Origin of the sequence: Curtobacterium sp. C1, assembly GCF_021049325.1 — a bacterium.
In the GTDB taxonomy this organism is placed as follows: Bacteria; Actinomycetota; Actinomycetes; order Actinomycetales; family Microbacteriaceae; genus Curtobacterium; species Curtobacterium citreum.
Genome location: NZ_CP088076.1, coordinates 2,372,484 through 2,396,755 on the forward strand (window position 1 = coordinate 2,372,484; position 24,272 = coordinate 2,396,755).

Here is a 24,272-nt window from a genome sequence, read left to right on the forward strand (position 1 = left end):
CGTGGCAGCGGCCTGGAGGCGCGGCATGCGTGAGCCGATCGGCTCACCCCCGGCACGCGGCCGGGTGCGGAGGGGCGAGGCCCGGGACGCGTCCTGCGGACGCGCCCCGGGCCTCCAGGCCGACTAACCGGCCGCCTGCGAGACCTGGTCCTGCGCGGTCTGCAGCGCCGACTTGATGTCGCTGTCCGACACCGTCGAGCCGGTGGCGATCTTGGCGAACATGTCGTTCATCGCCTTGCCGACCGTCGACTCGAACTGGTCCTCGGCGGGCACCAGCGGGAGGGGCTTCGCCTTGTTGTTGTAGATGTCGAGGAAGGTCTTCGTCTGCTCGTCGGTGACCGAGTCCGCAGCCGAGGCCAGCACCGGCAGGGCCGCGTACGGCTTGTCCAGCGTGGTCTGGGTCTCCTCGCTCGTCATGTACTTGACGAACTTCAGGGCGCCGTCCTTGTTCTTCGTGTTCTTGAAGATCGACAGGTTGATGCCGGCCGGGAAGGACGCGATGTCCTTGCCGTCAGCGGTCGTCGGGAAGGGGACGACACCGAACTCGTCGGTGGTCATGCCCTGCGACGTGATGGTGGCGTTCGCGTTGTTCTGCGTCAGCATCATCGCGGCCTTCTTGTTCGCGAAGTCCGAGACCGCCTGCGTGCCGTTGTCGTACTGCGCGTTCGACGGGTTGACGACCTTGTCCGACTGCATCAGGTCGAGGTAGCGCTTGATGCCGTCGACGTTCGCCTTCTCGGTGAAGGTCGGCTTGCCGCTCTTGTCGAACCACTCGCCGCCGTTCTGCGCCGAGGTGATGAACGCGAAGTGCGAGTTCTCGGTGTACGAACCACCGGCGATGGTGAAGCCGTACTTGTCGCCCGAGGTGAGCTTCTTGGCGTCCGCCGTGAGGTCCTCCCACGTCGTCGGCGCCTCGAGGCCGGCGTCCTTGAACATCTGCTTGTTGTAGTACAGGCCGTAGGCGAGGCCGTAGAGCGGGACGCTCGTGACGGTCTTGCCGGGCGCACCACCGGTGGAGAGTGCGACCTTGCCGAACTTGTCGGCGCCGCCGATCGCCTTCATCTCCGAGTCACCGAACTCCTGGAAGGCGCCGGTGGCCTGGAGCGAGGTGGCCCAGGTGTTGCCGATGTTGACGACGTCCGGGCCCTGGCCCGAGGTGACGGCGGTCTGGATCTTGTTCTGCAGGTCGTTCCAGCCGATGACCTGGAGGTTCACCTTGATCCCGGTCTCCTTGGTGAACTTCTCGAGGACGGGGGTGAGCACCTCCTTGTCGTTCTGGAGCGACGTGCCCTGGTTCGACGCCCAGTACGTGAGCGTCTTCCCGTCGCCGGAGGAACCGGACGACCCGGATGAGCAGGCCGCCAGGCCGGTCACGGTGAGTGCCGCGGCCGCGGTGATGGCCAGTGCGCGGATGGCAGTGCGCATGACTCTCTACTTTCTCGTCGTTGAGATGGTGCTGAGGGTGGTGCGTGTCGGGTGCTGCTGTGTGGGTGCGAGCCGGCCGTGTGGCCGACCCGCGAGCAGGAGCGGGCCCGTCCTGGGGTCAGGACAGGGTCTGCTCCGCGGGGTCCCAACCCTCGGGGAGGGTCGGGGAGGGCTCGACCGTGCTCTCCACGAGCACGGTCTCACCACGTTCGGCCGCCTCGGCGATGGAGACCATCACGTCGAGGACGTGGAAGGCGAGGGCACCGGGGACCCGGTTGCCCTCCCCGGCGCGGAGCGAGCGGGCGAGGTCGACCACGCCCGTGCCGCGCGAGTAGGTGGAGCCGACCGCGGGGATCGTCTCGGGGCCGTCGGCACCGTGCGCGTACAGCTCGGTGTCGCCGTCGAAGTTGTTCGGGTCCGGGAACACGACCGTGCCGGTCTCCCCCGCGATCTCGACGAAGCCGGTGCGCCCGCGGTCCGACTCGAACGAGAAGACGCTCTGCGCGCTCCCGCCGTCCTCGAACTGGATGAGCGCGGAGTGGTTCGTCGGCACCTCGACCGGGAAGTCCGTGCCGGCCTTCGGGCCGGAGCCGATCGTCCGGGTGGCGCGGGACTTCGATGCCGTCGCGGTCACCTTGGCGACCGGGCCGAACGCCTGCACGAGCGTCGTGATGTAGTACGGGCCGATGTCGAACAGCGGACCGGCACCGTACGCGAACAGGAACTCGGGGCTCGGGTGCCACGACTCCGGTCCGGGGCTCTGGAAGAGCGTCAGGCCGTTGAGCGGGGTGCCGATGCGGCCCTCGCGGATCGTGCGGAGGGCGGTCTGCAGCCCGGCGCCGAGGAACGTGTCCGGGGCGACGCTCACGGTCCTGCCCGCGGCGGCCGCGGCGTCGCGGAGCTGCGCGGCGCTCTCCCGGTCGAGCGCGTAGGGCTTCTCGCCCCAGACGTGCTTGCCGGCGGCGAGGGCCTGCAGGGCGACCTCGACGTGCGCGGCCGGGATCGTCAGGTTGACGACGATCTCGACGTCGTCGTCCGCCAGGAGCTCGGCAACCGAGCCGGAGCCGGGCACGCCCCACTTCTCGGCCTGTGCGGCGGCGCGGGGCTCGTCGATGTCCGCGATGAACCGGACCTGCAGGTCGGGGAACGCGGTGAGGTTCGACAGGTACTGGTCGGAGATGACCCCGGCGCCGATGACGCCGACGCCGACGGGACCGGTGCGGCGGGCGCTGTCGGTCGACGCGGCTGCGGTCGTGGTGGTGTCGGTCATGCTCGGGCCCCCTGGAGGAACGTGTAGGAGTCGGCGACGGCCTGGAACACGTCGCCCTCGTGGTCGTCGAGCTCGACGACGTGCTGGGCGGCGGGAGCGGCGGCGACGATGTCACGGATCGGCATGATGCCGTTGCCGACCGCGACCTGCTGCTTGTCGTCGTGCGAGCCGTCGCCGTCCTTGACGTGCAGGAACTGCACCTTGTCGCCGTACTTGCCGAGTACCGCGACGGGGTCGTCGCCACCGACGGTCACCCAGTAGGTGTCGAGCTCGAGCACGACGTCGTCGGACAGCGCGTCGGCGAAGACCTCGTAGGCCGAGACGCCGTCGATGCGGTTCGAGAACTCGAACGCGTGGTTGTGGTAGCCGAGCGTCAGACCGTGGTCGGCCGCACGCGGGGCGAGGGCGCTGAGCTCGCGGGCGATCGCCTCGACGTCCTCGCGGGTCGTCCAGCGGGCCTCGTCGATGTGCGGGTCGATGAGCGTCCCGAGGCCGATCGTGGTGCTGGCGTGGAAGATGCGCTCGAGGTCCTGCTCACCGGCGTCCAGCAGTCGGGCGTGGCCGCTCGGGGAACGGAGGCCGGCCTCGCCGAGTGCGTCGCGCAGGGCTTCGGCGCGGTCCACGAAGCCGAAGGCCTCGACGTCCGTGTAGCCGATGCCCGCGATGCGCTGCAGCGTGCCGAGCAGGTCCGCCGAGAGCGCGTCGCGCACCGTGTAGAGCTGGACCGAGAGGGGTTGCGTCACCAGGGGTTCTCCTCGTCGAGATGGTGGATCGTCACTGATCGAGCGTCACACTATGACCGCTTCTGTCGGCGGTCAAGCAAAAGTTGTGACTTCGTCGACGATCTTCGTTGCGTGGCGCGATCGATGTGTGGTTCACTCCCGACATGGTCGACACGACACGGACGGCAGCGTCGCCTCCGGTCGGGACGAGCGAGCTGTTCCAGATCCTCCGCGACGGAGTGCCGCGGACCCGTGGGGAACTCGCCGCCCTGACGGGACTCGCACGCTCGACCATCGCCGTGCGCCTGGACGCCCTCATCGAGGTCGGACTCGTCGGCCCCGTCGAGACCGCCGCCTCCACGGGCGGCCGCCCACCCGCGCAGGTCGCACTCGTCCCCCGCGCCCGACTCGTCGTCGCCGCCGACCTCGGTGCCTCGCACGGCCGGGTCGCGGTGACCGACCTCGTCGCCACCCCGCTCGCCACGCGCGAGGCCGCGATCGACATCGCCGCCGGCCCCGTACCGACCCTGACCTGGCTCGTCGAGACCATCGACGAGCTCCTCGACGAGGTCGGCCGCGCCCGCGAGGACGTCATCGCGATCGGCATCGGCGTCCCCGGTCCCGTCGAGTTCTCCACGGGGCGTCCAGCCAACCCGCCGATCATGCCCGGGTGGGACGGCTTCGACGTCCCCGCGTGGCTCCGCGCGCACGTGCCCGCCCACGTCCTGGTCGACAACGACGTGAACATCGCCGCGCTCGGCGAACGCGGACACGGCTGGTCCGGCGTCGACCACCTGCTCTTCGTCAAGGTCGCGACCGGCATCGGCTCCGGCATCGTCTCCGACGGCGCACTGCAGCGCGGCGCGCAGGGCACCGCGGGCGACATCGGCCACGTGCGGGTGTCCCGTGCGGGCGACGTGCCGTGCCACTGCGGCAACACCGGGTGCCTCGAGGCCGTCGCCTCCGGACCCGCGATCGCCCGTGCCCTCCGGGCGAAGGGGCACGACGTGCACACGAGCGGCGACGTCATCGACCTGGTGAACCGCGCCGAGCTCGACGCGATCGGCGCCGTGCGCCAGGCCGGGCGCGACATCGGCGAGGTGCTCGCGACCTGCGTCTCCCTGATGAACCCGTCGGTGATCGTCCTCGGCGGGTCGATCACCCGCGCCGGGGAGCACCTGCTCGCCGGCGTCCGCGAGGTCGTCTACTCCCGCTCGATGCCCCTCGCCACCGAGCACCTCGTCATCGCCCAGTCGCACGCGGGGTCGCTCGCGGCACTCCAGGGCGCCGCGGCCCTGGCGATCGACTACGCCCTCTCCCCCGCCGGGGTCGACGAGCTCGTCGTCTTCGCGGAGCGCCGGGCCCTCGTCTCCTGACCGCGCGCGTCGCGCGCGTCGGTCACCGCGCTGCCGGCGGGCGTCGCACGCGTCGGTCGCCGCGCTGTCGGCGGGCGCCGCGCGCGTCGGTTACCGCGCTGTCGGCGCGCGGGGTGAGAATCGTCGGGTGACGATCGTGCAGCCCACCCTGTGGGGCGACCTGGACCCCGGCCTGGAGGATCGCCCCGCGTCCGCCACGCCGGTCGCCCCGGCCGCGTCGGCACGACACGACGCCTTCACCGCGCTCCGAGGGCACACCGAGCGGATCGTCGCGCACTCCTCCGACCGGGTCGCCTGGTTGCGGGCGCGCGCGATGGGCATCACCGCGACCGACGTCGCACGACTCGCGTCGCCCCGCGCGGTCGAGGCGGTCGTCACCGACAAGCGCTACGGCTCCCGGTTCTCCGGCAACGCCTTCACCGAGCACGGCAAGGACCGCGAACCCGTGATCGCCGCCTGGGTCGCCGCCACGCACGGCATCGAGCCCTCGGCACACCTGTTCCACGCGAGCACGAACCGCGCACACCTGGCCACCCCGGACGGTGTCGGGTTCGATGCGTCGGAGCGACTCGTCCTCGCCGAGATCAAGACCACGGGCAAGGCGTGGCGGAGCATCCCGCGGCACTACCTGCGGCAGGTCTGGTGGCAGCAGTACGTGCTCGGCGCCGACCGCACGCTGTTCGTCTGGGAGCGCCACGACGGGTTCGTCCCCGTCGCCGACGAGCCGGAGTGCCGGTGGATCGACCGCGACGACGACCAGATCCGCGGCCTCGTACAGCTCGCCGACCTGGTGCTGGACAAGCTGCGGGCGTTCCGCACCTGACCGGCGTCAGACCTTCACGATCCGCAACCTGCTCATCCCCACCACCAGGATGCCCATCAGCCCGATGAAGACGGCGACCCCGAGGCAGTACAGGCTCACCACCCCGTAGCCCTGTTCCGGGTTCAGGAACGGGTACGGCACCCACCCGTCGGTCGCGCCACGGATCAGGACGACCGCGAGCCACACGGCCGGGTAGACCAGGAACCACCAGACGTGCCGCAGCAGCAGGCGCGCCCGGTCCGAGAAGAGCAGCCAGTCGAGCACCGCGTACAGCGGGATCCACTTGTGCAGCAGGTCGTTGGACCACGGCACCGTGTTCTCGACAGCTGCCCCGACGAGCAGCGTGTTGTAGACGACGCCGGTCGTGGCGATGTAGACCGTCGCCGCACCGCGGAGCCCGCTGACGAGGACGTCGCCGCGCTTCCGGCGGGCAGCGGCGACGAGCGTCAGCGCGAGGGCGACCGCGATGAGGATGTTCGACTGGATCGTGAAGTACCCGAAGAAGTTCCAGAACAGGTAGTCCGGGGACTTCGAGCTGACGAGCCACTGGGCCAGCACTGCCGCCACGACGGCGATCACGGCGATCAGCCGGAGGGAGTTGACGAGGGTCCGCACGCTGCCACGTTATCCGGACCGCGGCGGGAACGCAGGAGACCCGCACCGGAACCGGTGCGGGTCTCCTGGTCGACCAGCCGATCGAGGAATCGGCTGTTCAGCAGATCAGTGTCAGATCGCGTTGACGTCCAGCGGGATGGCCTGAACCAGCCCTGTGCCGAAGGTCGTCAGATCGCGTTGACGTCCAGCGGGATGGCCTGAACCAACCCAGTGCCGAAGGTCGTCAGATCGCGTTGACGTCCAGCGGGATGGCCTGAACCAACCCAGTGCCGAAGGTCGTCAGATCGCGTTGACGTCCAGCGGGATGCCGGGGCCGAAGGTCGTCGAGACGGCGCCCTTCGTGATGTAACGGCCCTTCGAGGCGGACGGCTTGAGACGGACGATCTCCTCGAGCGCGGTCGAGATGTTCTCGTCGAGCTGCTCCGGCGTGAACGAGGCCTTGCCGACGACGAAGTGCACGTTGGCGTGCTTGTCGACGCGGAACTCGATCTTGCCGCCCTTGATGTCGTTCACGGCCTGGGCCACGTTCGGCGTCACGGTGCCGGTCTTCGGGTTCGGCATGAGGCCGCGCGGGCCGAGCACCTTGCCGAGTCGACCGACCTTGCCCATGAGGTCCGGGGTCGCGACGGCCGAGTCGAAGGCGGTGTAGCCCTCGGCGACCTTCGCGATGAGCTCGTCGCCACCGACCTCGTCGGCACCGGCGGCGATGGCGGCCTCGGCCGCAGCGCCCACGGCGAAGACGATGACGCGGGCGGTCTTGCCCGTGCCGTGCGGCAGGATGACCGTGCCGCGGACCATCTGGTCCGCCTTGCGCGGGTCGACGCCGAGCTTGAGCGCGACCTCGATGGTCGAGTCGGTCTTGGCCGACCCGGTCTCCTTCGCGAGGGCGACGGCCTCGGTCGGGGTGTAGAACTTGTCGGCCTCGATCTTCGCGGCCGCGGCCTGGTAGGCCTTGGACTTCTTCGCCATGGTGTTCTCCTCAGGAGCTACGTGGTTGACGAGCCGGCGAGGCTCTCCCACGGAAAGGTTGGGGTGTGTGTGGCGCTGAGGCTCAGGCCTCGACCGTGATGCCCATCGAACGCGCGGTGCCGGCGATGATCTTCGCGGCCTGCTCGATGTCGTTGGCGTTCAGGTCGGCCTGCTTCGTCTCGGCGATCTGACGGACCTGGTCCATCGAGATCTTCGCGACCTTGACCGTGTGCGGGGTCGAGGACCCCTTCTGCACACCCGCAGCCTTCTTGATGAGCTCCGCGGCCGGCGGGGTCTTGAGGACGAACGTGAACGAACGGTCCTCGTAGACGGTGATCTCGACCGGCACGACGTTCCCGCGCTGCGACTCGGTCGCGGCGTTGTACGCCTTGCAGAACTCCATGATGTTCACGCCGTGCTGACCGAGCGCCGGACCGATCGGCGGGGCCGGGTTGGCGGCGCCCGCGTTGATCTGCAGCTTGATCAGGCCCGTGACCTTCTTCTTCGGTGCCATTCTTCGCTTTCCTCCTGGAATCGAACGCACGGGGACCCGTGCACTCTCCCGCTGGTCCGGCGGATCCGGACCGCGGTGAAGCCCCGCACGCGTCAGCGCACGGGGCCAAACCTCAGTAGTCTACCCGATCTCGTGGATCGGACTAGAGCTTGGTGACCTGGTCGAAGCTGAGCTCGACCGGCGTCTCGCGCTCGAACAGCGAGACGAGGACGGTGAGCTTGCCGCTCTCGGGCTTGATCTCGGAGATCGACCCGGGCAGACCCGCGAACGAGCCCTCCTTGATGGTGATCGTCTCGCCGATCTCGAAGTCGACCTCGGCCTGCGGCTGGGCCTGAGCGAAGCCGCTGCCCTTGGCGCCGCCCTTGGTGGGGGCTGCCTCGGCGACCTGCACGAGGGACTTCAGCATGCCGAACGCCTCGTCGAAGCGGAGCGGCGTGGGGTTGTGCGCGTTGCCGACGAAGCCGGTGACGCCCGGGGTGTGCCGGACGACCGACCACGAGTCCTCGTTGAGGTCCATGCGGACGAGCACGTACGAGGGGATCCGGACGCGGGTGACCAGCTTGCGCTGCCCGTTCTTGATCTCGACGACGTCCTCCATGGGGACCTCGACCTGGTAGATCGAGTCCTCCATCGACATCGAGACCATGCGGTTCTCGATGTTCGACTTCACGCGGCGCTCGAAGCCCGCGTAGGAGTGGATGACGTACCACTTGCCCGGCTTCATGCGCAGCTCGGCCTTGAACGCCTCGTACGGGTCGACCTCGGTGTCGTCGTCGGCCTCGAGGGCCTCGTCCGCCGCGATCGTCTCGTTCGCCTCGTTCGCCTCGGCGGCGGTCTCCGCCTCGAGCTCGGTCTCTTCCTCGTCCTCGACTGCCTCGACGGCGGCCTCGGCCTCGTCCAGGGTGTCGACGTCGAGCGCGTCGTCCACGACGGCGTCCGCCTCGGGGTCGCGGGACTCCTGCAGCGCCGTGAGCGCCTCGTCGATGGAGGCGTCGACCGTGCCGTCGTCGGGCTCGTCGCTCAGACCGAGGGACTCGTCGTCCTCGTCCTCGACGGAGATCGCACGCTCCTCGGCGGACTCGACCGAGCGGCCCTCGCTCGTCTCGACGTCGCCTTCCTGGTTCTCCTCGACCTCCGAGGACTGCTCGGCAGCCGTGGCGAGGTCGATGTCGTCGCGGGAGTTGTCAGACACTGCGGTTCTTTCCGTTCGGTGGTGCGGATCGGGTGTGCGGTCGGAGCGGTGCGCGTCCGGTTCCGTCTCGGGCGACCGTACTCCTGTCGGACGACGCCCAGACCAGCCGGACGCCCGCAGGGGCCCCGTCGGATCAGACCGTCGGACCGTTGCCGAAGACGTAACCGACGCCGAGACCGAACACGAAGTCGAGGATCGACACGAGGATCATCATCACGATGACGAAGACCAGCACGACACCCGTGTAGCTGAAGAGCTCCTTACGGGTCGGTGTGACGACCTTGCGGAGTTCGCCGATGACCTGGCGGATGAAGAGGGCGATGGCGGCGAACGGACCACCGCGCTGGGCGCGATCGGCCTTGGCCTTCGCGACGACGTCGTCCGTCGTCGTCTCCATGTCCTTGCTCGCCAACTTCACACCTTCCAGACTTGCAGGGCGGACAGGACTCGAACCTGCAACCTGCGGTTTTGGAGACCGCTGCTCTACCAATTGAGCCACCGCCCTAGGGGGACTGCCCCGTGGCCACGTTCCGCAGAGCGTTCCGTGCGCCGGTGGTCGAGTGTACGGGAGTCCGTCACACGCTGTCCACTTGACGGATGCTCCGGCGTGCCGCGTCGGTAGGCTGGGGGCCGTGAGCACCGCAGCCCCTGGCCCCGAGTCCACCACCCCCGAGCCCGCCGTGCAGGCGGACCGACCGCGCATCGCGTCGCGCATCGCGGCGATCGCCGAGTCCGCCACGCTCAAGGTCGACGCGAAGGCCAAGGCGCTCAAGGCCGCCGGCCGCCCGGTCGTCTCCTTCGCCGCGGGCGAGCCCGACTTCGCGACGCCACAGCACGTCGTCGACGCCGCCGTCCAGGCCGCGCAGGACCCGAAGAACCACCGGTACACACCGGCCACCGGGCTGCCCGAGCTCAAGCAGGCCATCGCCGACAAGACCGCGCGCGAGTCCGGCGTGACCGTCGACCCCGCGCAGGTGATCGTCACGAACGGCGGCAAGCAGGCCGTCTACCAGGCGTTCCAGACGGTCGTCGACGCCGGCGACGAGGTCCTGCTGCCCGCCCCGTACTGGACCACCTACCCCGAGGCCATCCGGCTCGCCGGCGGTGTCCCGGTCGAGGTCTTCGCCGGCAGCGACCAGGACTACCTCGTCACCGTCGAGCAGCTCGAGGCCGCCAGGACCCCCGCGACGAAGGCGCTGCTGTTCTGCTCGCCGTCGAACCCGACCGGCTCGGTCTACACCGCCGAGCAGACGAAGGCCATCGGTGAGTGGGCCCTCGAGCACGGCATCTGGGTGATCAGCGACGAGATCTACCAGGACCTCGTCTACGACGGCGTCCGCTTCACCGGCATCCTCGAGGCGGTCCCGGCCCTCGCCGACACCACGATCCTGGTGAACGGCGTCGCGAAGACCTACGCCATGACCGGCTGGCGCGTCGGGTGGTTCATCGGCCCGGCCGACGCCGTCAAGGCCGCGTCGAACCTGCAGTCGCACCTGTCCTCGAACGTGTCGAACGTGTCCCAGCGCGCCGCGATCGCCGCACTGACCGGCCCGCAGGAGCCCGTCGCCGCGATGCGCGATGCGTTCGACCGCCGTCGCCGCTCGATCGTCGACGGCCTCAACGCCATCCCGGGCTTCGTCACGCCGACCCCGCAGGGTGCGTTCTACGTCTACCCCGACGTGACGGCGCTGCTCGGTCGCGAGTGGGCCGGTTCCACCCCCACGACGACGCTCGAGCTCGCCGACCTGATCCTCGAGCACGCCGAGGTCGCGGTCGTCCCCGGCGAGGCGTTCGGCCCTTCCGGCTACCTGCGACTGTCCTACGCCCTGGGAGACGACGACATCGCCGAGGGCGTCCGTCGCCTGGCGGCGTTCTTCTCCGCCTGATCGTCGCACCCCGTCGACGACGTCGCGCCCCGCAGCAGCGGGGCGCAACGTCGTTCCGGGGGTGCGGCCCGTCAGACCGACTGCTGGACGGCCGGGAGGATCGTGGCGATCAGGCGGTCAGGTCACCGACCACGACGGGCTCAGGCACGAGCGCGACCCCGAAGCGGTTCAGGACGGTCGCCTGCACGTAGCGCGCGAGCTCCGCGACCTGCGCCGCGGTCGCGTCGCCCCGGTTGGTCAGCGCGAGGGTGTGCTTGGAGGAGATCCCCGCGCGGGACCCCGGGACCGCGTACCCGCGGTGCACCCCGGCGTGCTCGATGAGCCAGGCGGCGCTGAGCTTGACGTCGTCGCCGGCGGGCCAGCGCGGCGCCTCCGGCGGGAGCGTCTCGGCGAAGGCGGCGGAGACGATCGGGTTCGTGAAGAACGACCCGGCGCTCCACGTGTCGGGGTCGGCGTCGTCCAGGACCATGCCCTTCGACGCACGGAGCCGCAGCACGGTCGCGCGGATCGTCGCCGGGTCGACCGGCGTGCCGAGGTCGACCCCCAACGAGCCCGCGAGCTGGGCGTACCGGACCGGCACCCCGGCCTCGGGAGCCGAGCCGAGACGGAACTCGACGGCGAGGACGACCCCGCGCCGGCCGTGCTTGAGCGTCGACGTGCGGTAGCCGAGCGCCAACTCGGCGGCCGGGACCCACGCGCGCTCCCCCGTCGACGCGTCGAGGAAGTCGATCGCGGTGAGCACGTCGGACAGCTCGACCCCGTAGGCGCCGATGTTCTGCACGGGGGCGGCGCCGACCGTGCCCGGGATGCCGCTCAGTGCCTCCAGTCCGGTCCATCCCTCGGCGACGGTGGTGGCGACGAACGCGTCCCACGGCTCACCGGCCGCGACGCGGACGGTGACGCCGTCCGCGTCGTGTTCGGCGGTGACGCCGCGGGTGCGGACCAGCACGACGGTGCCGTCGAAGCCGTCGTCGGCGACCAGCAGATTGCTGCCGCCGCCGACGACCAGCCACTCGTCGTCCGCCCAGGCCGTGTGCGCGTGCGCGACGAGCTCGTCGGTGGTCTCGGCGGTCAGGAGCGTCCTGGCGGGACCCCCGACGCGGAACGTCGTCAGGTCGGCGAGACGCGTCGACCCGGTCAGCGGAGCACCACCGTGACCTGCGCCTTGCCGAGCACGGTCTGCCCGCCGGCGGTCACGGTGAGGTCGATGCGCTGGGGGCGACCGTCCGCGTCGACCGTGCCGACCTTCGCGACGACGGTGACGTCGGCGCCCTGTTCCGGGTCGACGACGACGGGGCGGGTGAACCGCACACCGTAGCGCTGGACGGTCCCGCGGTCGCCGAGCCACTCGGAAACCGGCTGGACCGCGAGGCCCATCGTCAGCATGCCGTGCGCGAGGACACCGGGGAGACCGACCGAGGCGGCGACGTCGTCGCGGTAGTGGATCGGGTTGAAGTCCCCGGAGGCCCCGGCGTAGCGGACGAGCGAGTCGCGGGTGAGGTGGACCGTGCGCTCGGCGACGACGGTGCCGACCTCGACGGCGGTGAGCGGTGCGGCGGTCATGCGTCGTCTCCTCGGACCACGAGGGTGGAGGTCGCCGTGACGACGTGTTCCCCGGTGGCGTCCTGCATCGTGCTCTCGGCGGTGACCATGGCGTTGCCGCCGAGGGTCTTCACGCTCGTGACGGTCAGCGTCGCGGTGAGCTCGTCGCCCGCGACGATCGGCCGCTCGTACGTGAAGGACTGCTCGCCGTGCACGACGCGCGAGAAGTCGATCCCGGCGTCGGGCTCGGCGAGGAGCTGTGCGAGCGTGGCTTCCTGCACGACGACGGCGAAGGTCGGCGGTGCGACGACGTCGGCGTACCCGGCGTTCCGGGCTGCGTCGGGGTCGTGGTGGATCGGGTTCGTCGCGAAGACGGCCCGCGAGAACTCGCGCACCTTCTCGCGGCCGACCAGGTAGGGCTGGGCCGGCGGGAACGTCCTGCCGACGAGCTCGGGGTTCACTGACACGTCCGGGAGTCTACCGACGCTCCGCGACACATCGCCCGGAAGTGAGGTCGTTTCGGCTATGCTGCCGCGAACGGCTTCGGGGGAAGTCGTCGGGTCGCTGTGCCGATCCGGGGGGTGGGGAGGAACGATGGAGACGACGACCGAGTTCGCGGTGCACACGGGTGACCGCTGCACGGCCATGGAGGTCGCGGGCGCTGCCCTGCGCCAGGCCGGCCACCGCGTGGAGTCCACGGGCGGCACGCTCACCGCGACGTCGGGCAGCCGCGCGCTGACGATCCTGCTCGGGGCCCTGGTGCACCCGTCGCGGCAGTTCCGCCGGTACGAGCTGTCCTCCACCGTCACGGGGACCTCGACCACGATCACCCTGCGGCACGCCGTGCACGGCACCGCGGTGTCCGGCGGGAGCATCGGCGCCGGACGACGCCGCTCCGCGTGGCAGCAGGTGAACGCGACGCTCGAGCGCTCCCTGCGCGCGGCCGGTCTGCTCACCGCTCCCCCGCGCTGACCCGGCCGCCGTTCCGCGCGTCGGAGACCGTTCCGCGCATGGGATGCCGATCCGCGCATGGGAAGTCGTCCTTTCCTGCACCCCACGAGCGGATCGGCATCCCATGTCGAGCGAGATGGGCAGGAACGCGCGCCCGTACTCGGCGGCATCGGGCGTACCTCGTGGGATCGGACGTACCTGGTGCTCCGGGACGACCAGGGATGCCCGGAACGACCAGGCGCGCGCGGTGGGCAGCGCCGCAGCACGCGCAGCAGGACGAGCACAGCCCGAGACCAGCACAGCCCGAGACCAGCAGAGCCCGGGACGAGCACAGCCCGGGAACGACGAAAGCCCGGCGAGCGGATCGCCGGGCTTGTGGTAGCGAGGACGGGACTTGAACCCGTGACCCCACGATTATGAGTCGTGTGCTCTAACCAACTGAGCTACCCCGCCAGAGATCCGGAGCGCACAGCTCCGGGTCGGAGCCCCGAGTCAGGATTGAACTGACGACCCCTTCCTTACCATGGAAGTGCTCTACCACTGAGCTATCGGGGCGAGTGCCGCTCGGCGGCACCAGACGAGAGTAGCAGACCCGCGACGGTGGTCGGGAACCGGACGTGACGCCCGGGCGTGCCGCCGCTGGACCGCTAGTTCGCGTTCGCGCGGAGCCACGCCAGCGGGTCCACGGGGACTCCGTCGACGTGGATCTCGAGGTGCAGGTGCGGCCCGGTCGAGTTGCCCGTCGAGCCGACCTGGCCGAGGACCTGACCGACCTCGATCTGCTGGCCGCGGACGACCTCGAACGTGTTGTCCTTCATGTGGCCGTAGACGCTGACGAACTGCTTGCCGTCGACGTCGTGCTGCACCCAGACGTCGTTGCCGAAGCCGCCGTCGTGCGCCTGCACCTTGATGACCGTGCCGGCGGCGACCGAACGGATCGGGGTGCCCTCGCCCGGGGCGAAGTCGACGCCCATGTGGTTCGTCGAGCAGAAGGAGCAGCCCTCCACCTGGCGGCCGCCGAACCCGGACGTGATCGGGACACCGGTGAGGAACGGCCACTGGATCGTGCCGTTCGCGTCGTTGGTGAACGAGGACGCGTCGACGTTCTTGTACTGCGCAGCGCTCGACACCGAGTACTGGTCGCGCGTGGTCTCCGCGTCGGTCGCGCCGTCGCCGACCGCGAGGGTCTGGGCGGCGCCGCTGCCGGTACGCTCGGCCGTCGTGCTCGTCGGGACCCAGAGCGCCTGCGCCGGGAGCGACGTCGACACGACGAGTCCGGCGGCGAAGAGCAGGGCACCGACCGCGGTGATGCGCGAGGCGGTCCGGCGGAAGGACGAGCCGGTGGACGCGGTGGCCGCAGCCGGAGCAGCCGGAGCAGCCGGGACCGCGGGGATGTGCCGGGTCGCCCGGTCGGCCGTGGTGACGACGGGACGTGCGGCACGACCCGCCCGGCGGACGGCAGCCGGAGCGACCACCGGCGAGCTCGGGGCCGGCGGGGTGACCGCACCGGCGGAGGGCTCGGGACGCACAGGCGACGCGGGTGCCAGGTCGATCGGCGACGCCGGCGCGGGCGGGGTCACGGGCGTGGCGACCTCGGCACGGACCGGGGCTGCGACCGGATCGCCTGCTGCTGCCGCTCGTCGCTCGGCGGCGATGCGCTCGCGTCGGGTGAGGTGGACGACCGGCTCGGGGGCGGTGTCGACGTCGGCGGTGCGGGTGGGCGTCACGGGAGCGTGGGGCATGCGTTCGGGGCTGATCCTGGTTCGGCGGGAGTTCGGGGCACGGAGCGCTCGTGGGTCGGGAGCACGAGCGTGGGGCAGGGCTCCCGTTGGTAACGAGCAGGTAACGGGACTGGAGCACGCTAGCAGGACGTACAGCTCCTCGCCAGTCGCGTGCACGTCCGTGCAGGTCGCCCGGAGCGCTCAGCCGCCGAGCACCTCCCGCTCGAGCCGTCGGACGAGTGCCTCGAGTCCGTCGGCCACCGCTGGTGCGGCGAACAGGAAGGACCGGGTCCCGCCCGCCTCCCAGATGCGGACCGTGGCACCGGCCTCGGCCGCGACGACCGCGCCCCCGGCCATGTCCCACGGGTTGATCCCCCGCTCGTAGTACGCGTCGACGGTGCCGGCTCCCACCGCGCAGCAGTCGAGCGACGCCGCTCCCCCGCGTCGGACGTCCCGCACGTCGCCGACGAGCCCGGCGAGCACGGCGACCTGCTCCCGACGACGGTCCGCCGTGTACCCGAAGCCGGTGGCGACGAGCGTCTCGGCGAGCGACGCCGGCGTCGCCACACGGATCGGCACCCCGTCGCGGGTCGCCCCGGCGCCGACCGCGCCGCGGAAGACGGCGCCGGTCGCGGGCTGCACGACGACGCCGGCGACGGGCTCCCACGTCGTCGGGTCCGGCTCCCCGCGGACGACGCCGATGCTGACGCCGTACGCGTCGCTGCCGTAGAGGTAGTTGACGGTCCCGTCGATCGGGTCGACCACCCACGTGAAGCCGGAGCTGCCGGTCCCCGAGCCGGACTCCTCGCCGTGGAAGCCGTCGTCGGGACGGGCCTCGGCGATCCGGCGGCGGATCAGCGCCTCGACCTCGCGGTCGGCCGCGGTGACGACGTCGACGTTGCTCGACTTGCGGTCGGCGACCTCGACCCCCTCGGCACGACGACGGGCGGCGAGGGCGGCCCCTTCGCGTGCGATCGACTCGGCGAGGTCGGCGAACTGGACTGGGGTGAGCGCGTCGGACACGACCCCAGCATGCCGGAACGCGACGCGAGCCGGAACGCGGTGCATGCCGGAACGCGAACGGCCCCGTCCGAGGAGGACGGGGCCGGTTCATCGAGTGGCGAGTGAGGGATTCGAACCCCCGAAGGCTACGCCGGCTGATTTACAGTCAGATCCCTTTGGCCGCTTGGGTAACTCGCCATGTGCGCACCCGGCTCGTGTGATCACCAACCGAAGGCGCTCCAAGAGCATAGCGGATCACCAGGGGTGGTCGTGACCACCGCCCACCGCAGCCGGCGTGCCGGACCCGAACCGTGCCTCCCGTCCGCCGTTAGGCTGTCCGGCATGGCAGACAGTTCCTTCGACGTGGTGAGCAAGGTCGACAAGATGGAGGCGGAGAACGCCGTCAACCAGGCAGCCAAGGAGATCGAGCAGCGCTACGACTTCAAGGGCGCCGCGGCCTCGATCGCGTTCAGCGGCGAGGACGTCCTCATCAAGGCGAACTCCGAGGAGCGCGCGAAGGCCGTCCTCGACGTCCTGCAGACCAAGGCGATCAAGCGCAACATCAGCCTGAAGAGCCTGGACGCCGGCGACCCCTTCGCCTCGGGCAAGGAGTACCGCATCGAGGTGAAGTTCAAGAACGGCATCGAGCAGGACGTCGCGAAGAAGATCGGCGCGTTCCTCCGCGCGAACGCCCCGAAGAGCGTGAAGAACCAGATCCAGGGCGACGAGCTGCGCGTCTCCTCGAAGAGCCGTGACGATCTGCAGAACACGATCCAGCTCCTCAAGGGTGAAGAGTTCGACGTGCCGCTGCAGTTCATCAACTTCCGCTAGCGCCGCACCCCGTGGAGCACTGGCTCAGCGTCGCGATCACCGTCCTCCTGGTCCTGCTGGACCTGGCGATCCGTGTCTTCTCGATCATCTACGTCCCGTACAACCGGAAGCCGCAGACCGCGACCGCCTGGCTCCTCGCGATCTTCCTGATCCCCTACATCGGGTTCATCGTCTTCCTGGTGATCGGGTCGACGAAGCTGCCGAAGGCCCGGCGCGAGAAGCAGACGGAGATCAACGCGTACATCCTCGAGCAGACCGAGGGCATCGAGCGCGTGCGGCGGGACCATCCGTGGCCGCCGTGGCTCGAGAGCATCACGAAGCTCAACCGCGAGCTCGGCGCGATGCCCCTGGTCGGCGGCAACTCCGCGGAGCTCTACCCGGACTCGTACGAGTCGGTGCAGGAGATGACCCGCGCGATCGACCAGTCGCGTCGGTTCGTCCACGTCGAGTTCTACATCGCCACGATCGACGACACGACGCGGCCGTACTTCGAGGCCCTCGCCCGTGCGCAGGCCCGCGGTGTGACGGTGCGGTTCCTCCTGGACCACTGGGCGAGCCGCGGCTACCCGGGCTACAAGGACACGCTCGCGTTCCTCGACCAGGCCGGCATCGAGTGGCACCTCATGCTCCCCTTGCAGCCGCTGCAGGGGAAGTTCCAGCGCCCGGACCTCCGCAACCACCGGAAGATCATGGTCATCGACGGCTCGGTCGCGTTCACCGGGTCGCAGAACCTCATCGACCCGTCCTACGACCTGCCGTCGCACATCGAGAAGGGCATGGTCTACAAGGACCTGTTCGCCCGCTTCGAGGGTCCGGTCGTCGCCGGCCTCAACGCCCTGTTCGTCACCGACTGGTACAGCGAGACGGACGAGCTCCTGCTCCGCGAGAGCGACCCGGTGCAGCGCGCCGACCGCGGGGACGCCCTCGACTGCCAGGTGGTCCCCTCCGGCCCCGGTTTCGACGGCGAGAACAACCTGCGTCTGTTCAACGCGCTGCTCTACTCCGCGCAGGAGAAGGTGTCGATCACGTCCCCGTACTTCGTGCCGGACGACTCGATGCTCTACGCGATCACGACGACGGCGCAGCGCGGGGTCGAGGTCGAGCTGTTCGTCGGCGAGATGGGCGACCACGCGATGACGTGGCACGCGCAGCGCTCCTACTACGAGGAGCTCCTGCGCGCCGGCGTGAAGATCTGGCTGTACCGCGCCCCGACGATCCTGCACGCGAAGCACTTCACGATCGACGACGACGTGTCCGTCATCGGGTCGAGCAACATGGACATGCGGTCGTTCAGCCTGAACCTCGAGGTCTCGGTGATGGTCCGCGGGAGCCGGTTCGTGGACGCGCTGCGCGGTGTGCAGGCCGCCTACAAGGAGGCCTCGTTCGAGCTCACGTTGGACGCGTGGCTCGAACGTCCGCGCCGGTCCCAGGTGCTCGACAACGTCGCGCGGCTGACGGCAGCCCTGCAGTAGGGCCGGCCGGGAGGCACGGTGCGGGTCCGCCCCGCCGGGCCCCCAGACGTCGATGCGGTTCCGGCGCCCTGGGCTGGTCAGCGAGCGTCCGGCACCAGTCGGGTGAGCCGCGCCACGAGCCGCTCGAGCGGGCCGCGTCCCAGGAACGTCCGCCACGTCATCGCGAACAGCACCGAGCCGACGGCGAACCAGCCCCACGCGGTCGCGGACTCCGGGTACTCGGGCAGCGCCGCGATGACGACGAGGTGGCCGGCGTACACGGTCAGCGGCATCGACCCGACCGCCGCGAGCGGGAACGCGACCCGGGCGACCGTCCGACCGCGTCCGTCGAACACGAGCGTGCACAGGGCGACGACCGCGACGGCGATCCCGGCCGTCGCCACGACGTCCACGACCGAGGACGAGTGGTCCCGGGGCGACGCGAAGTACTGCGCGAGCACCTGCCCCGGTGTGCTGTCGTCCGGAGCGTACGGCAGCCCCGGGAACGCGTACTCGGCGTCCGCCGGGACCGGGGCGACCAGGTTCCCGACCACGTAGGCGGTGGCGGCGACCAGCGCGCCGGACGCGAGGAGCAGGACCTGCCGGACACGAACCTCCAGACCGCTCCTGGCGACCGCGAGTCCGACCAGGACGTACGCCAGGAACGTGACCACCGGGTAGACCAGCCCGAGCTGCACCCCGAACATGCCGGCGTCCGCGTAGAGCGGGACGACCGCGAGGGCAGCCACCGGCGACGCGAGCGCACACACCGCGGCGAGGACGAACAGCCACCGTGCGCGCAGCCGCAGGACCGGCACGACGAGCAGGAAGAGCGCCCCGTAGGTCGGCAGGATGACGTAGACGGGCGTGTCGAGCGCCATGAGCAGCAGCCCGATCGCGACCACGACGACCGCGCGGACCGCGAGCCGTGCGCGGACCCGGCCGATCGCCGGCGGCCCGGGCGGGGTGGTGCGGCCGCTGGTCAGCCCGATGGACACCCCGGCGAGGACCGCGAACAGCGTCGATGGCCGGCCGTTCGCGACGGCGGACCACGTCGCGCCGTCGGCCCAGTCGAACGCGTCCGCGACGCCGCCGACGTGCGCGGCCATCATGCCGAGCAGCGCGAGGGCCCGCGCCACGTCGACGCCCTGCAGCCGTCCGGGCGCGACGAGCACGCCCCGCATCGCGGCGGGCGGTGCGGGGCGGGCGGTGGTCATCGCGGTGCGGGGAGCGCGGTGGTCGTCGGGGCGGTCAGCTCGTCGGCTGGTCGACGCGACGGAGCGACACGTCGACCATCTCGTCGCGCGGGACGACCTTGATGCGCTCGCGACCCTCGGCGCCGCCGAGTGCCTGCTCGTGCTCGTCGAGCGCGTGCCAGCCGTCGAGGTCCGTGAACTCCACGCCGCGCTCGCGGAGCAGCGCCGGGACGGCCTCGGGCGACGGGTCGGCCGGGCTCCACCACGACGCCTGGTCGGTGACGATGTGCTGCACGGTCTCCATCGCGTCGGACTTGGTGTGTCCGATGAGCCCGACGGGTCCGCGCTTGATCCAGCCGGTGGCGTAGATGCCGGGGAGCTGGTGGCCGTCGGCGTCGAGGACCTGGCCCTCGTGGTTCGGGATGACACCGGTGCGCTCGTCGAACGGCACGCCCGGCAGAGGGGACCCGAAGTATCCGACCGCGCGGTACACGGCCTGCACCGGGAGCTCGCGGACCTCGCCGGTGCCCTCGACCCCGCCGAGACCGTCGGGGCGGGTGCGCTCGTAGCGGATCGCCGTGACGTGGCCGTCCTCGCCGACGAGCTCGAGGGGCTTCGCGTAGAAGTGCAGGTGCAGGCGGCGGCTGGCGGTGCCGGTCTCGCGCTGGCGCCACTGCTCGAGCACGCGGTTCATCACCATGACCTGCTTGTTCGTGGCGATGGCGGTCTTCGAGGCCTCGTCATGGTCGAAGTCCTCGTCGTACACGACCATGTCGACGTCGCGGAGCTCACCGAGCTCGCGGAGCTCGAGCGGCGTGAACTTCACCTGCGCCGGACCGCGGCGGCCGAAGACGTGCACGTCGGTGACGGGGCTGGCCTTGAGGCCGTCGTAGACGTTCGCGGGGATCTCGGTCGGCAGCAGGTCGTCGGCGTGCTTCGCGAGGATGCGGGAGACGTCGAGGGCGACGTTGCCGTTGCCGATCACCGCGACGCTCTCGGCCGTCAGCGGCCAGGTGCGCGGGACGTCCGGGTGGCCGTCGAACCAGCTGACGAAGTCCGCCGCGCCGTAGGAGCCCTCGAGCTCGACGCCGGGGATGTCCAGGTCGGCGTCCTTGATCGCGCCCGTCGAGAAGAGCACCGCGTGGTAGTGCTGCTGCAGGTCGTCGAGCGTGATGTCCTCGCCGAACCGCACGTTGCCGAACAGCCGGACGACACCGCGGTCGAGCACGTCTCGCAGCGCGTTCACGATGCCCTTGATGCGGGGGTGGTCCGGTGCGACGCCGTAGCGGACCAGGCCGTACGGCGCCGGCAGCTGCTCGAACAGGTCGATCGAGACGTCGAAGCCGCGGGCCTCCCGCAGCAGGATGTCCGCGGCGTAGATGCCGGCGGGACCGGCGCCGACGATGGCGAGTCGGAGGGTGGGCACTGGTGTCTCCAGTTCGTTCGTGCGGGGTGCTGCCGGGGGTGTCGGCTGGTGTGCCGGCGAGGTCATCGGCTCCGCTCGACGACCGACTCGGCGAAGCGGGTCAGTGCGCGCTTCACGGTGCCGTCGGGCAGCGGGGCGAGGGCCTCGACGGCTTCCTCTGCCCAGCGCACGGCGACGGCGCGCGTGGCGGTGGTCGCCTGGTGCGCCCGGAGCGCGGCGACCGCTGACTGGTACGGCGTGGAGTCGACGGCGTCGTCCGGGGCGTCCTTGACGTCGCGTTCGATGCGGCCGAGCAGCGCGGCGGCCTCAGGGTCGTCGCCCGCGAGTCGACGGAGCTGGAGCAGCGGCAGGGTGTCGACTCCGGCGCGGAGGTCGTTGCCGGCGATCTTGCCCGTCTTGTCCGTCGCGGGCGCGAGGTCGATCACGTCGTCGACGAGCTGGAACGCGACGCCGACCTTCTCGCCGAAGGTGCCGACGGCGTCGAGGTACGCCCGGTCGGCGCCGGAGAACATCACACCGGCGCGGGCCGCGGTGGCGATGAGCGAGCCGGTCTTGTCGCTGAGCACCTGGATGTAGTGCTCGACGGGGTCGTCCTCGGGCTGCGGGCCGGTGGTCTCGTGGAGCTGCCCCATGCAGAGACGCTGGAAGGTCTCGGCCTGCATCCGGATGCCCTCGGTGCCGAGGTCCGCGGTGATGAGGCTCGCACGGGCGAACAGCAGGTCGCCCGTCAGGATGGCGACGTTGTTGCCGTAGGTCACGTGTGCCGCGGGGACACCGCGGCGCACCGGGGCCTCGTCCATGACGTCGTCGTGGTAGAGCGACGCGAGGTGCGTGGTCTCGATGCTCACCGCGGCCTTGACCACGGCGTCCGTCACGCCCTGGCCGAGCTGCGCGATGAGGAGCGTCAGCGTCGGACGGATCCGCTTGCCACCGGCCGACAGCAGGTAGCGGCTCGTCGTGTCGGCGAGGGTGTCGGTGGACCGCATCGCGACCTCGAGCTGCTCCTCGACGAGCTCGAGACCGTCGTCGACGGCGGTGATGAAGCGGCGCTCCGACGGCGTGGCGAAGAGTCGCTCGCCGATGCCCAACGACGCGCGGAGACTCGGTGCGCGACGTGCGACCGGGACGCTCGGGTTCAAGTGCTGCTCCGTGTTCGGGGGTGGGGGCCGTCAGGCGTCCGTGCCGGGCTGCTCGGCGCCGGGGTCGACCACGCTGGGCTGCTCGCCCGTGTGCTGGTGCTCCCGACGGGCCTTGGCACGGCGGGCCGCCGACTCGCGGACGGTGCCGGCGACGGGCTTCCGGCCGCGGTGCAGCGCGACGATGCCGGCGGTCAGGTTGCGGTGCGCGACCATCGTGAAGCCGACGCCGCGCAGCCACTGGCTGAGGACCTGCTGGTCCGGCCAGGCCTCGATGGACTCGGCGAGGTAGCGGTAGGCGGCCGGGTTGCTGCTCGACAGCCGCGCGATGCCCGGGAGCACGCGCTTGAGGTAGGCGCCGTAGCCGAAGCGCAGCAGCGCCATCGGCGGGGTGGAGAACTCGCAGATCACGACGCGACCGCCGGGCTTGAGCACCCGGAGCATCTCGGTGATGGCCTGCATCGGATCGTTCACGTTGCGGAGGCCGAACGAGATCGTCACGGCGTCGAACGAGTCGTCGTCGAAGGGCAGGTGCTCGGCGTCGCCCTCGACGAAGGTGATCTCGGGGTGGCGCTCACGCCCGACGGCGATCATGCCCGCGGACAGGTCGAGCGCGGTGACCTCGGCACCCTTCTTGGCGAGTGCCGCAGCGCTCGTGCCCGTGCCGGCGGCGATGTCGAGGACGCGCTCCCCCGGCTGCGGGTCGACCGCACGGACCGTCGCGACGCGCCACAGCGGGGCGTTGCCCGCCGACAGGATGTCGTTCGTGAGGTCGTACTTCGCGGCGACGTCGTCGAACATGGCCGCCACTTCAGCCGGCTGCTTGCTCAGGTCCGCTCTGCTCACCGCACCATCCTAGAGGTCGCGCCCGAGGGTGTCCCCGACGCCGGGCCGGGGCCCGTGCACCCCGTCCGCGCGTACGATCGGTGCGTGACCCGAACCACCACGGCGGCTCCCACGCTCACGGTCTCGACCCGCATCCTCGACGATCCCGGCGACGTGCTGCGGCACACCCTGCGGGACGCTCCGCTCGCGTTCGTGCGGGGCGGCGACGGCATCGTCGGGATCGGCGAGGCCCTGCGCTTCGAGTTCTCCGGACCGGACCGGATGCGCGACGCCGCCGCGGTCTGGCGGGACGTCGTCGGCAGCGCCGTGGTCGACGACCCGGTGCAGCTCCGCGGGACCGGGCTCGTGGCGTTCGGCTCCTTCACCTTCGCGGACGTTTCCGCCGAGCGCAGCGTGCTGGTCGTCCCCCGGGTGGTCATCGGAAAGCGCCGCGGCAAGGCATGGCTCACCGCCGTCGACACGACCCCGGACCCGGCTCCGCTCGCGTTCACCCGGACCTCGGTCCCGGTGCCCGCGGTGGGTGGGCACGTCTCGGTCGCCTTCGGCCCCGGCCGGGTCGACGAGGACACCTACGCCGCGAACGTCGCCGAGGCCGTCCGCCGGATCATCGCGGGCCGCGCCGAGAAGGTCGTGCTCGCGCGCGACCTCGTCGGGACCCTGCCGGACGGCGCCGACCGCCGGGCGATCCTGCTCGACCTCGCCGCCGCCTACCCGCAGTGCGTCACCTTCGCCGTGGACGGGCTCGTCGGAGCCACGCCCGAGACGCTCGCCCGGACGGACGGCACCGAGCTGTCCGCGCGGGTGCTCGCCGGCAGCGCCGCACGCGGGACCGACCCGGTGTCCGACCGCGCCGCCGCCGAGGCCCTGGCGTCGAGTGGGAAGGACGTCGAGGAGCACGGCTTCGCGATCGCGAGCCTGCTGGCGGCGCTCCGACCGATCGCCACCGACCTGCGGGCCGACCCGGAGCCGTTCCGGCTGCAGCTGCCGAACCTCTGGCACCTCGCGACCGACGTGCGCGCGACGCTCCCCGCCGGGACGACCTCGCTCGACGTCGCCGACGCGTTGCACCCGACGGCCGCGGTCGCCGGGACGCCGACCGACGTGGCCGTGCGGCTCGTCGCCGAGCTCGAGGGCGTCGACCGGGGCCGCTACGCCGGACCCGTCGGCTGGCTCGGGGCGAACGGCGACGGCGAGTGGATGCTCGCGCTCCGCAGCGCCCGCATCGAGGACGACGGGACCGTGCGCGCCTGGGCCGGCGCCGGCATCGTCGCCGGCTCCGACCCGGCGCGCGAGGTCGCCGAGACGGCGCTCAAGTTCCGCCCGGTGCGCGACGCCCTGGCCTGAGCGCGGCGGCGGCAGCGGGGAGACCGATCCGCGC

24 protein-coding genes and 4 tRNA genes are annotated in these 24,272 nt (G+C 71.1%); 7 read left to right on the plus strand and 21 right to left on the minus strand.

Annotated features, from left to right (window positions below):
• Positions 1–123 precede the first annotated feature (123 nt).
• The 3 genes from LQK89_RS11320 to LQK89_RS11330 all read right to left on the minus strand — a co-directional run bounded on the left by LQK89_RS11320 (position 124) and on the right by LQK89_RS11330 (position 3,438).
• Positions 124–1,425 (minus strand): ABC transporter substrate-binding protein, encoded by a 1,302-nt coding sequence (locus LQK89_RS11320; RefSeq protein WP_058741939.1) that lies wholly within the window; start codon positions 1,423–1,425, stop codon positions 124–126.
• A 118-nt stretch (positions 1,426–1,543) separates the two neighbouring features.
• Positions 1,544–2,695 carry a Gfo/Idh/MocA family protein gene (locus LQK89_RS11325; protein WP_231049152.1) on the minus strand — a complete coding sequence of 384 codons (1,152 nt, stop codon included), beginning with the start codon at positions 2,693–2,695 and terminating at the stop codon, positions 1,544–1,546.
• Positions 2,692–3,438: a sugar phosphate isomerase/epimerase family protein gene (locus LQK89_RS11330; protein ID WP_231049153.1), complete on the minus strand. Its 747-nt coding sequence runs from the start codon at positions 3,436–3,438 to the stop codon at positions 2,692–2,694. The genes LQK89_RS11325 and LQK89_RS11330 overlap by 4 nt, the downstream gene beginning before the upstream one ends.
• 143 nt (positions 3,439–3,581) lie before the next feature.
• On the opposite strand from LQK89_RS11330, the gene LQK89_RS11335 reads away from it, so the two are divergent.
• Entirely contained in the window at positions 3,582–4,793 is a 1,212-nt protein-coding gene (locus LQK89_RS11335; RefSeq protein WP_231049154.1) for an ROK family transcriptional regulator, read from the plus strand.
• A 127-nt stretch (positions 4,794–4,920) separates the two neighbouring features.
• A complete protein-coding gene (locus LQK89_RS11340) occupies positions 4,921–5,616 on the plus strand; it encodes a YqaJ viral recombinase family protein (protein ID WP_231049155.1) in 696 nt (231 codons plus the stop codon).
• Between the two features lie 6 nt (positions 5,617–5,622).
• Here the strand turns inward: LQK89_RS11340 and LQK89_RS11345 are convergent, their stop codons facing one another.
• From LQK89_RS11345 to LQK89_RS11370, 6 genes are all read right to left on the minus strand, one after another.
• Complete coding sequence (locus LQK89_RS11345) at positions 5,623–6,231, minus strand: Pr6Pr family membrane protein (RefSeq protein ID WP_174777932.1); 609 nt, start codon at positions 6,229–6,231, stop codon at positions 5,623–5,625.
• Positions 6,232–6,510: 279 nt separating this feature from the next.
• Positions 6,511–7,200: a 50S ribosomal protein L1 gene (gene rplA, locus LQK89_RS11350; RefSeq protein ID WP_058741945.1), complete on the minus strand. Its 690-nt coding sequence runs from the start codon at positions 7,198–7,200 to the stop codon at positions 6,511–6,513.
• An 82-nt stretch (positions 7,201–7,282) separates the two neighbouring features.
• Complete coding sequence (gene rplK / locus LQK89_RS11355) at positions 7,283–7,714, minus strand: 50S ribosomal protein L11 (RefSeq protein ID WP_017888638.1); 432 nt, start codon at positions 7,712–7,714, stop codon at positions 7,283–7,285.
• A gap of 142 nt (positions 7,715–7,856) precedes the next feature.
• The gene (gene nusG / locus LQK89_RS11360) at positions 7,857–8,906 is read right to left on the minus strand and encodes a transcription termination/antitermination protein NusG (protein WP_231049156.1); all 1,050 of its coding nucleotides are present in this window, start codon (positions 8,904–8,906) and stop codon (positions 7,857–7,859) included.
• 133 nt (positions 8,907–9,039) lie between these two features.
• Positions 9,040–9,324: a preprotein translocase subunit SecE gene (gene secE, locus LQK89_RS11365; protein WP_083519952.1), complete on the minus strand. Its 285-nt coding sequence runs from the start codon at positions 9,322–9,324 to the stop codon at positions 9,040–9,042.
• Positions 9,325–9,338: 14 nt separating this feature from the next.
• Positions 9,339–9,411, minus strand: a tRNA-Trp gene (locus tag LQK89_RS11370).
• 175 nt (positions 9,412–9,586) lie between these two features.
• Here LQK89_RS11370 and LQK89_RS11375 point away from each other — a divergent pair.
• Positions 9,587–10,792, plus strand: coding sequence for a pyridoxal phosphate-dependent aminotransferase (locus LQK89_RS11375; RefSeq protein ID WP_231050790.1), 1,206 nt, complete (start codon positions 9,587–9,589; stop codon positions 10,790–10,792).
• Between the two features lie 109 nt (positions 10,793–10,901).
• Here the strand turns inward: LQK89_RS11375 and LQK89_RS11380 are convergent, their stop codons facing one another.
• Genes LQK89_RS11380 through LQK89_RS11390 form a run of 3 tightly spaced genes read right to left on the minus strand, consistent with a single transcriptional unit; the run spans position 10,902 to position 12,801 of the window.
• Positions 10,902–11,933: a UDP-N-acetylmuramate dehydrogenase gene (locus LQK89_RS11380; RefSeq protein ID WP_174779410.1), complete on the minus strand. Its 1,032-nt coding sequence runs from the start codon at positions 11,931–11,933 to the stop codon at positions 10,902–10,904.
• A complete protein-coding gene (locus LQK89_RS11385; protein WP_058741947.1) occupies positions 11,930–12,355 on the minus strand; it encodes a MaoC/PaaZ C-terminal domain-containing protein in 426 nt (141 codons plus the stop codon). Before LQK89_RS11385 ends, LQK89_RS11380 begins: the two co-directional genes overlap by 4 nt.
• Complete coding sequence (locus LQK89_RS11390) at positions 12,352–12,801, minus strand: MaoC family dehydratase N-terminal domain-containing protein (protein WP_083519953.1); 450 nt, start codon at positions 12,799–12,801, stop codon at positions 12,352–12,354. The genes LQK89_RS11385 and LQK89_RS11390 overlap by 4 nt, the downstream gene beginning before the upstream one ends.
• A 127-nt stretch (positions 12,802–12,928) precedes the next feature.
• Between LQK89_RS11390 and LQK89_RS11395 the strand changes: the two genes are divergently transcribed.
• A complete protein-coding gene (locus tag LQK89_RS11395) occupies positions 12,929–13,306 on the plus strand; it encodes a hypothetical protein (RefSeq protein WP_058741949.1) in 378 nt (125 codons plus the stop codon).
• A gap of 355 nt (positions 13,307–13,661) precedes the next feature.
• On the opposite strand, the gene LQK89_RS11400 is transcribed toward LQK89_RS11395, so the two are convergent.
• The 5 genes from LQK89_RS11400 to LQK89_RS11420 all read right to left on the minus strand — a co-directional run bounded on the left by LQK89_RS11400 (position 13,662) and on the right by LQK89_RS11420 (position 16,206).
• Positions 13,662–13,738, minus strand: a tRNA-Met gene (locus LQK89_RS11400).
• A gap of 30 nt (positions 13,739–13,768) precedes the next feature.
• Positions 13,769–13,840: transfer RNA gene (locus tag LQK89_RS11405), tRNA-Thr, on the minus strand.
• A 92-nt stretch (positions 13,841–13,932) separates the two neighbouring features.
• Positions 13,933–15,027 carry a M23 family metallopeptidase gene (locus LQK89_RS11410; protein ID WP_231049157.1) on the minus strand — a complete coding sequence of 365 codons (1,095 nt, stop codon included), beginning with the start codon at positions 15,025–15,027 and terminating at the stop codon, positions 13,933–13,935.
• A 180-nt stretch (positions 15,028–15,207) separates the two neighbouring features.
• Positions 15,208–16,029: an inositol monophosphatase family protein gene (locus LQK89_RS11415; protein WP_231049158.1), complete on the minus strand. Its 822-nt coding sequence runs from the start codon at positions 16,027–16,029 to the stop codon at positions 15,208–15,210.
• 95 nt (positions 16,030–16,124) lie between these two features.
• Positions 16,125–16,206: transfer RNA gene (locus LQK89_RS11420), tRNA-Tyr, on the minus strand.
• A gap of 144 nt (positions 16,207–16,350) precedes the next feature.
• Here LQK89_RS11420 and LQK89_RS11425 point away from each other — a divergent pair.
• Positions 16,351–16,839, plus strand: a complete 489-nt coding sequence (locus tag LQK89_RS11425) for a YajQ family cyclic di-GMP-binding protein (protein WP_174777928.1) — start codon at positions 16,351–16,353, stop codon at positions 16,837–16,839.
• Positions 16,840–16,850: 11 nt separating this feature from the next.
• The gene (gene cls / locus LQK89_RS11430) at positions 16,851–18,311 is read left to right on the plus strand and encodes a cardiolipin synthase (RefSeq protein ID WP_144804360.1); all 1,461 of its coding nucleotides are present in this window, start codon (positions 16,851–16,853) and stop codon (positions 18,309–18,311) included.
• 77 nt (positions 18,312–18,388) lie between these two features.
• On the opposite strand, the gene LQK89_RS11435 is transcribed toward cls, so the two are convergent.
• From LQK89_RS11435 to LQK89_RS11450, 4 genes are all read right to left on the minus strand, one after another.
• Positions 18,389–19,507, minus strand: a complete 1,119-nt coding sequence (locus tag LQK89_RS11435) for a heparan-alpha-glucosaminide N-acetyltransferase domain-containing protein (RefSeq protein WP_231049159.1) — start codon at positions 19,505–19,507, stop codon at positions 18,389–18,391.
• Between the two features lie 34 nt (positions 19,508–19,541).
• Positions 19,542–20,912 carry an FAD-dependent oxidoreductase gene (locus tag LQK89_RS11440; protein ID WP_175326375.1) on the minus strand — a complete coding sequence of 457 codons (1,371 nt, stop codon included), beginning with the start codon at positions 20,910–20,912 and terminating at the stop codon, positions 19,542–19,544.
• Positions 20,913–20,974: 62 nt separating this feature from the next.
• The gene (locus LQK89_RS11445; RefSeq protein WP_114849712.1) at positions 20,975–22,051 is read right to left on the minus strand and encodes a polyprenyl synthetase family protein; all 1,077 of its coding nucleotides are present in this window, start codon (positions 22,049–22,051) and stop codon (positions 20,975–20,977) included.
• Positions 22,052–22,081: 30 nt separating this feature from the next.
• Positions 22,082–22,894: a demethylmenaquinone methyltransferase gene (locus LQK89_RS11450; protein WP_231049160.1), complete on the minus strand. Its 813-nt coding sequence runs from the start codon at positions 22,892–22,894 to the stop codon at positions 22,082–22,084.
• Between the two features lie 84 nt (positions 22,895–22,978).
• Here LQK89_RS11450 and LQK89_RS11455 point away from each other — a divergent pair, with 84 nt between their 5' ends.
• Positions 22,979–24,238 (plus strand): isochorismate synthase, encoded by a 1,260-nt coding sequence (locus LQK89_RS11455; protein WP_231049161.1) that lies wholly within the window; start codon positions 22,979–22,981, stop codon positions 24,236–24,238.
• Positions 24,239–24,272: the final 34 nt, after the last annotated feature.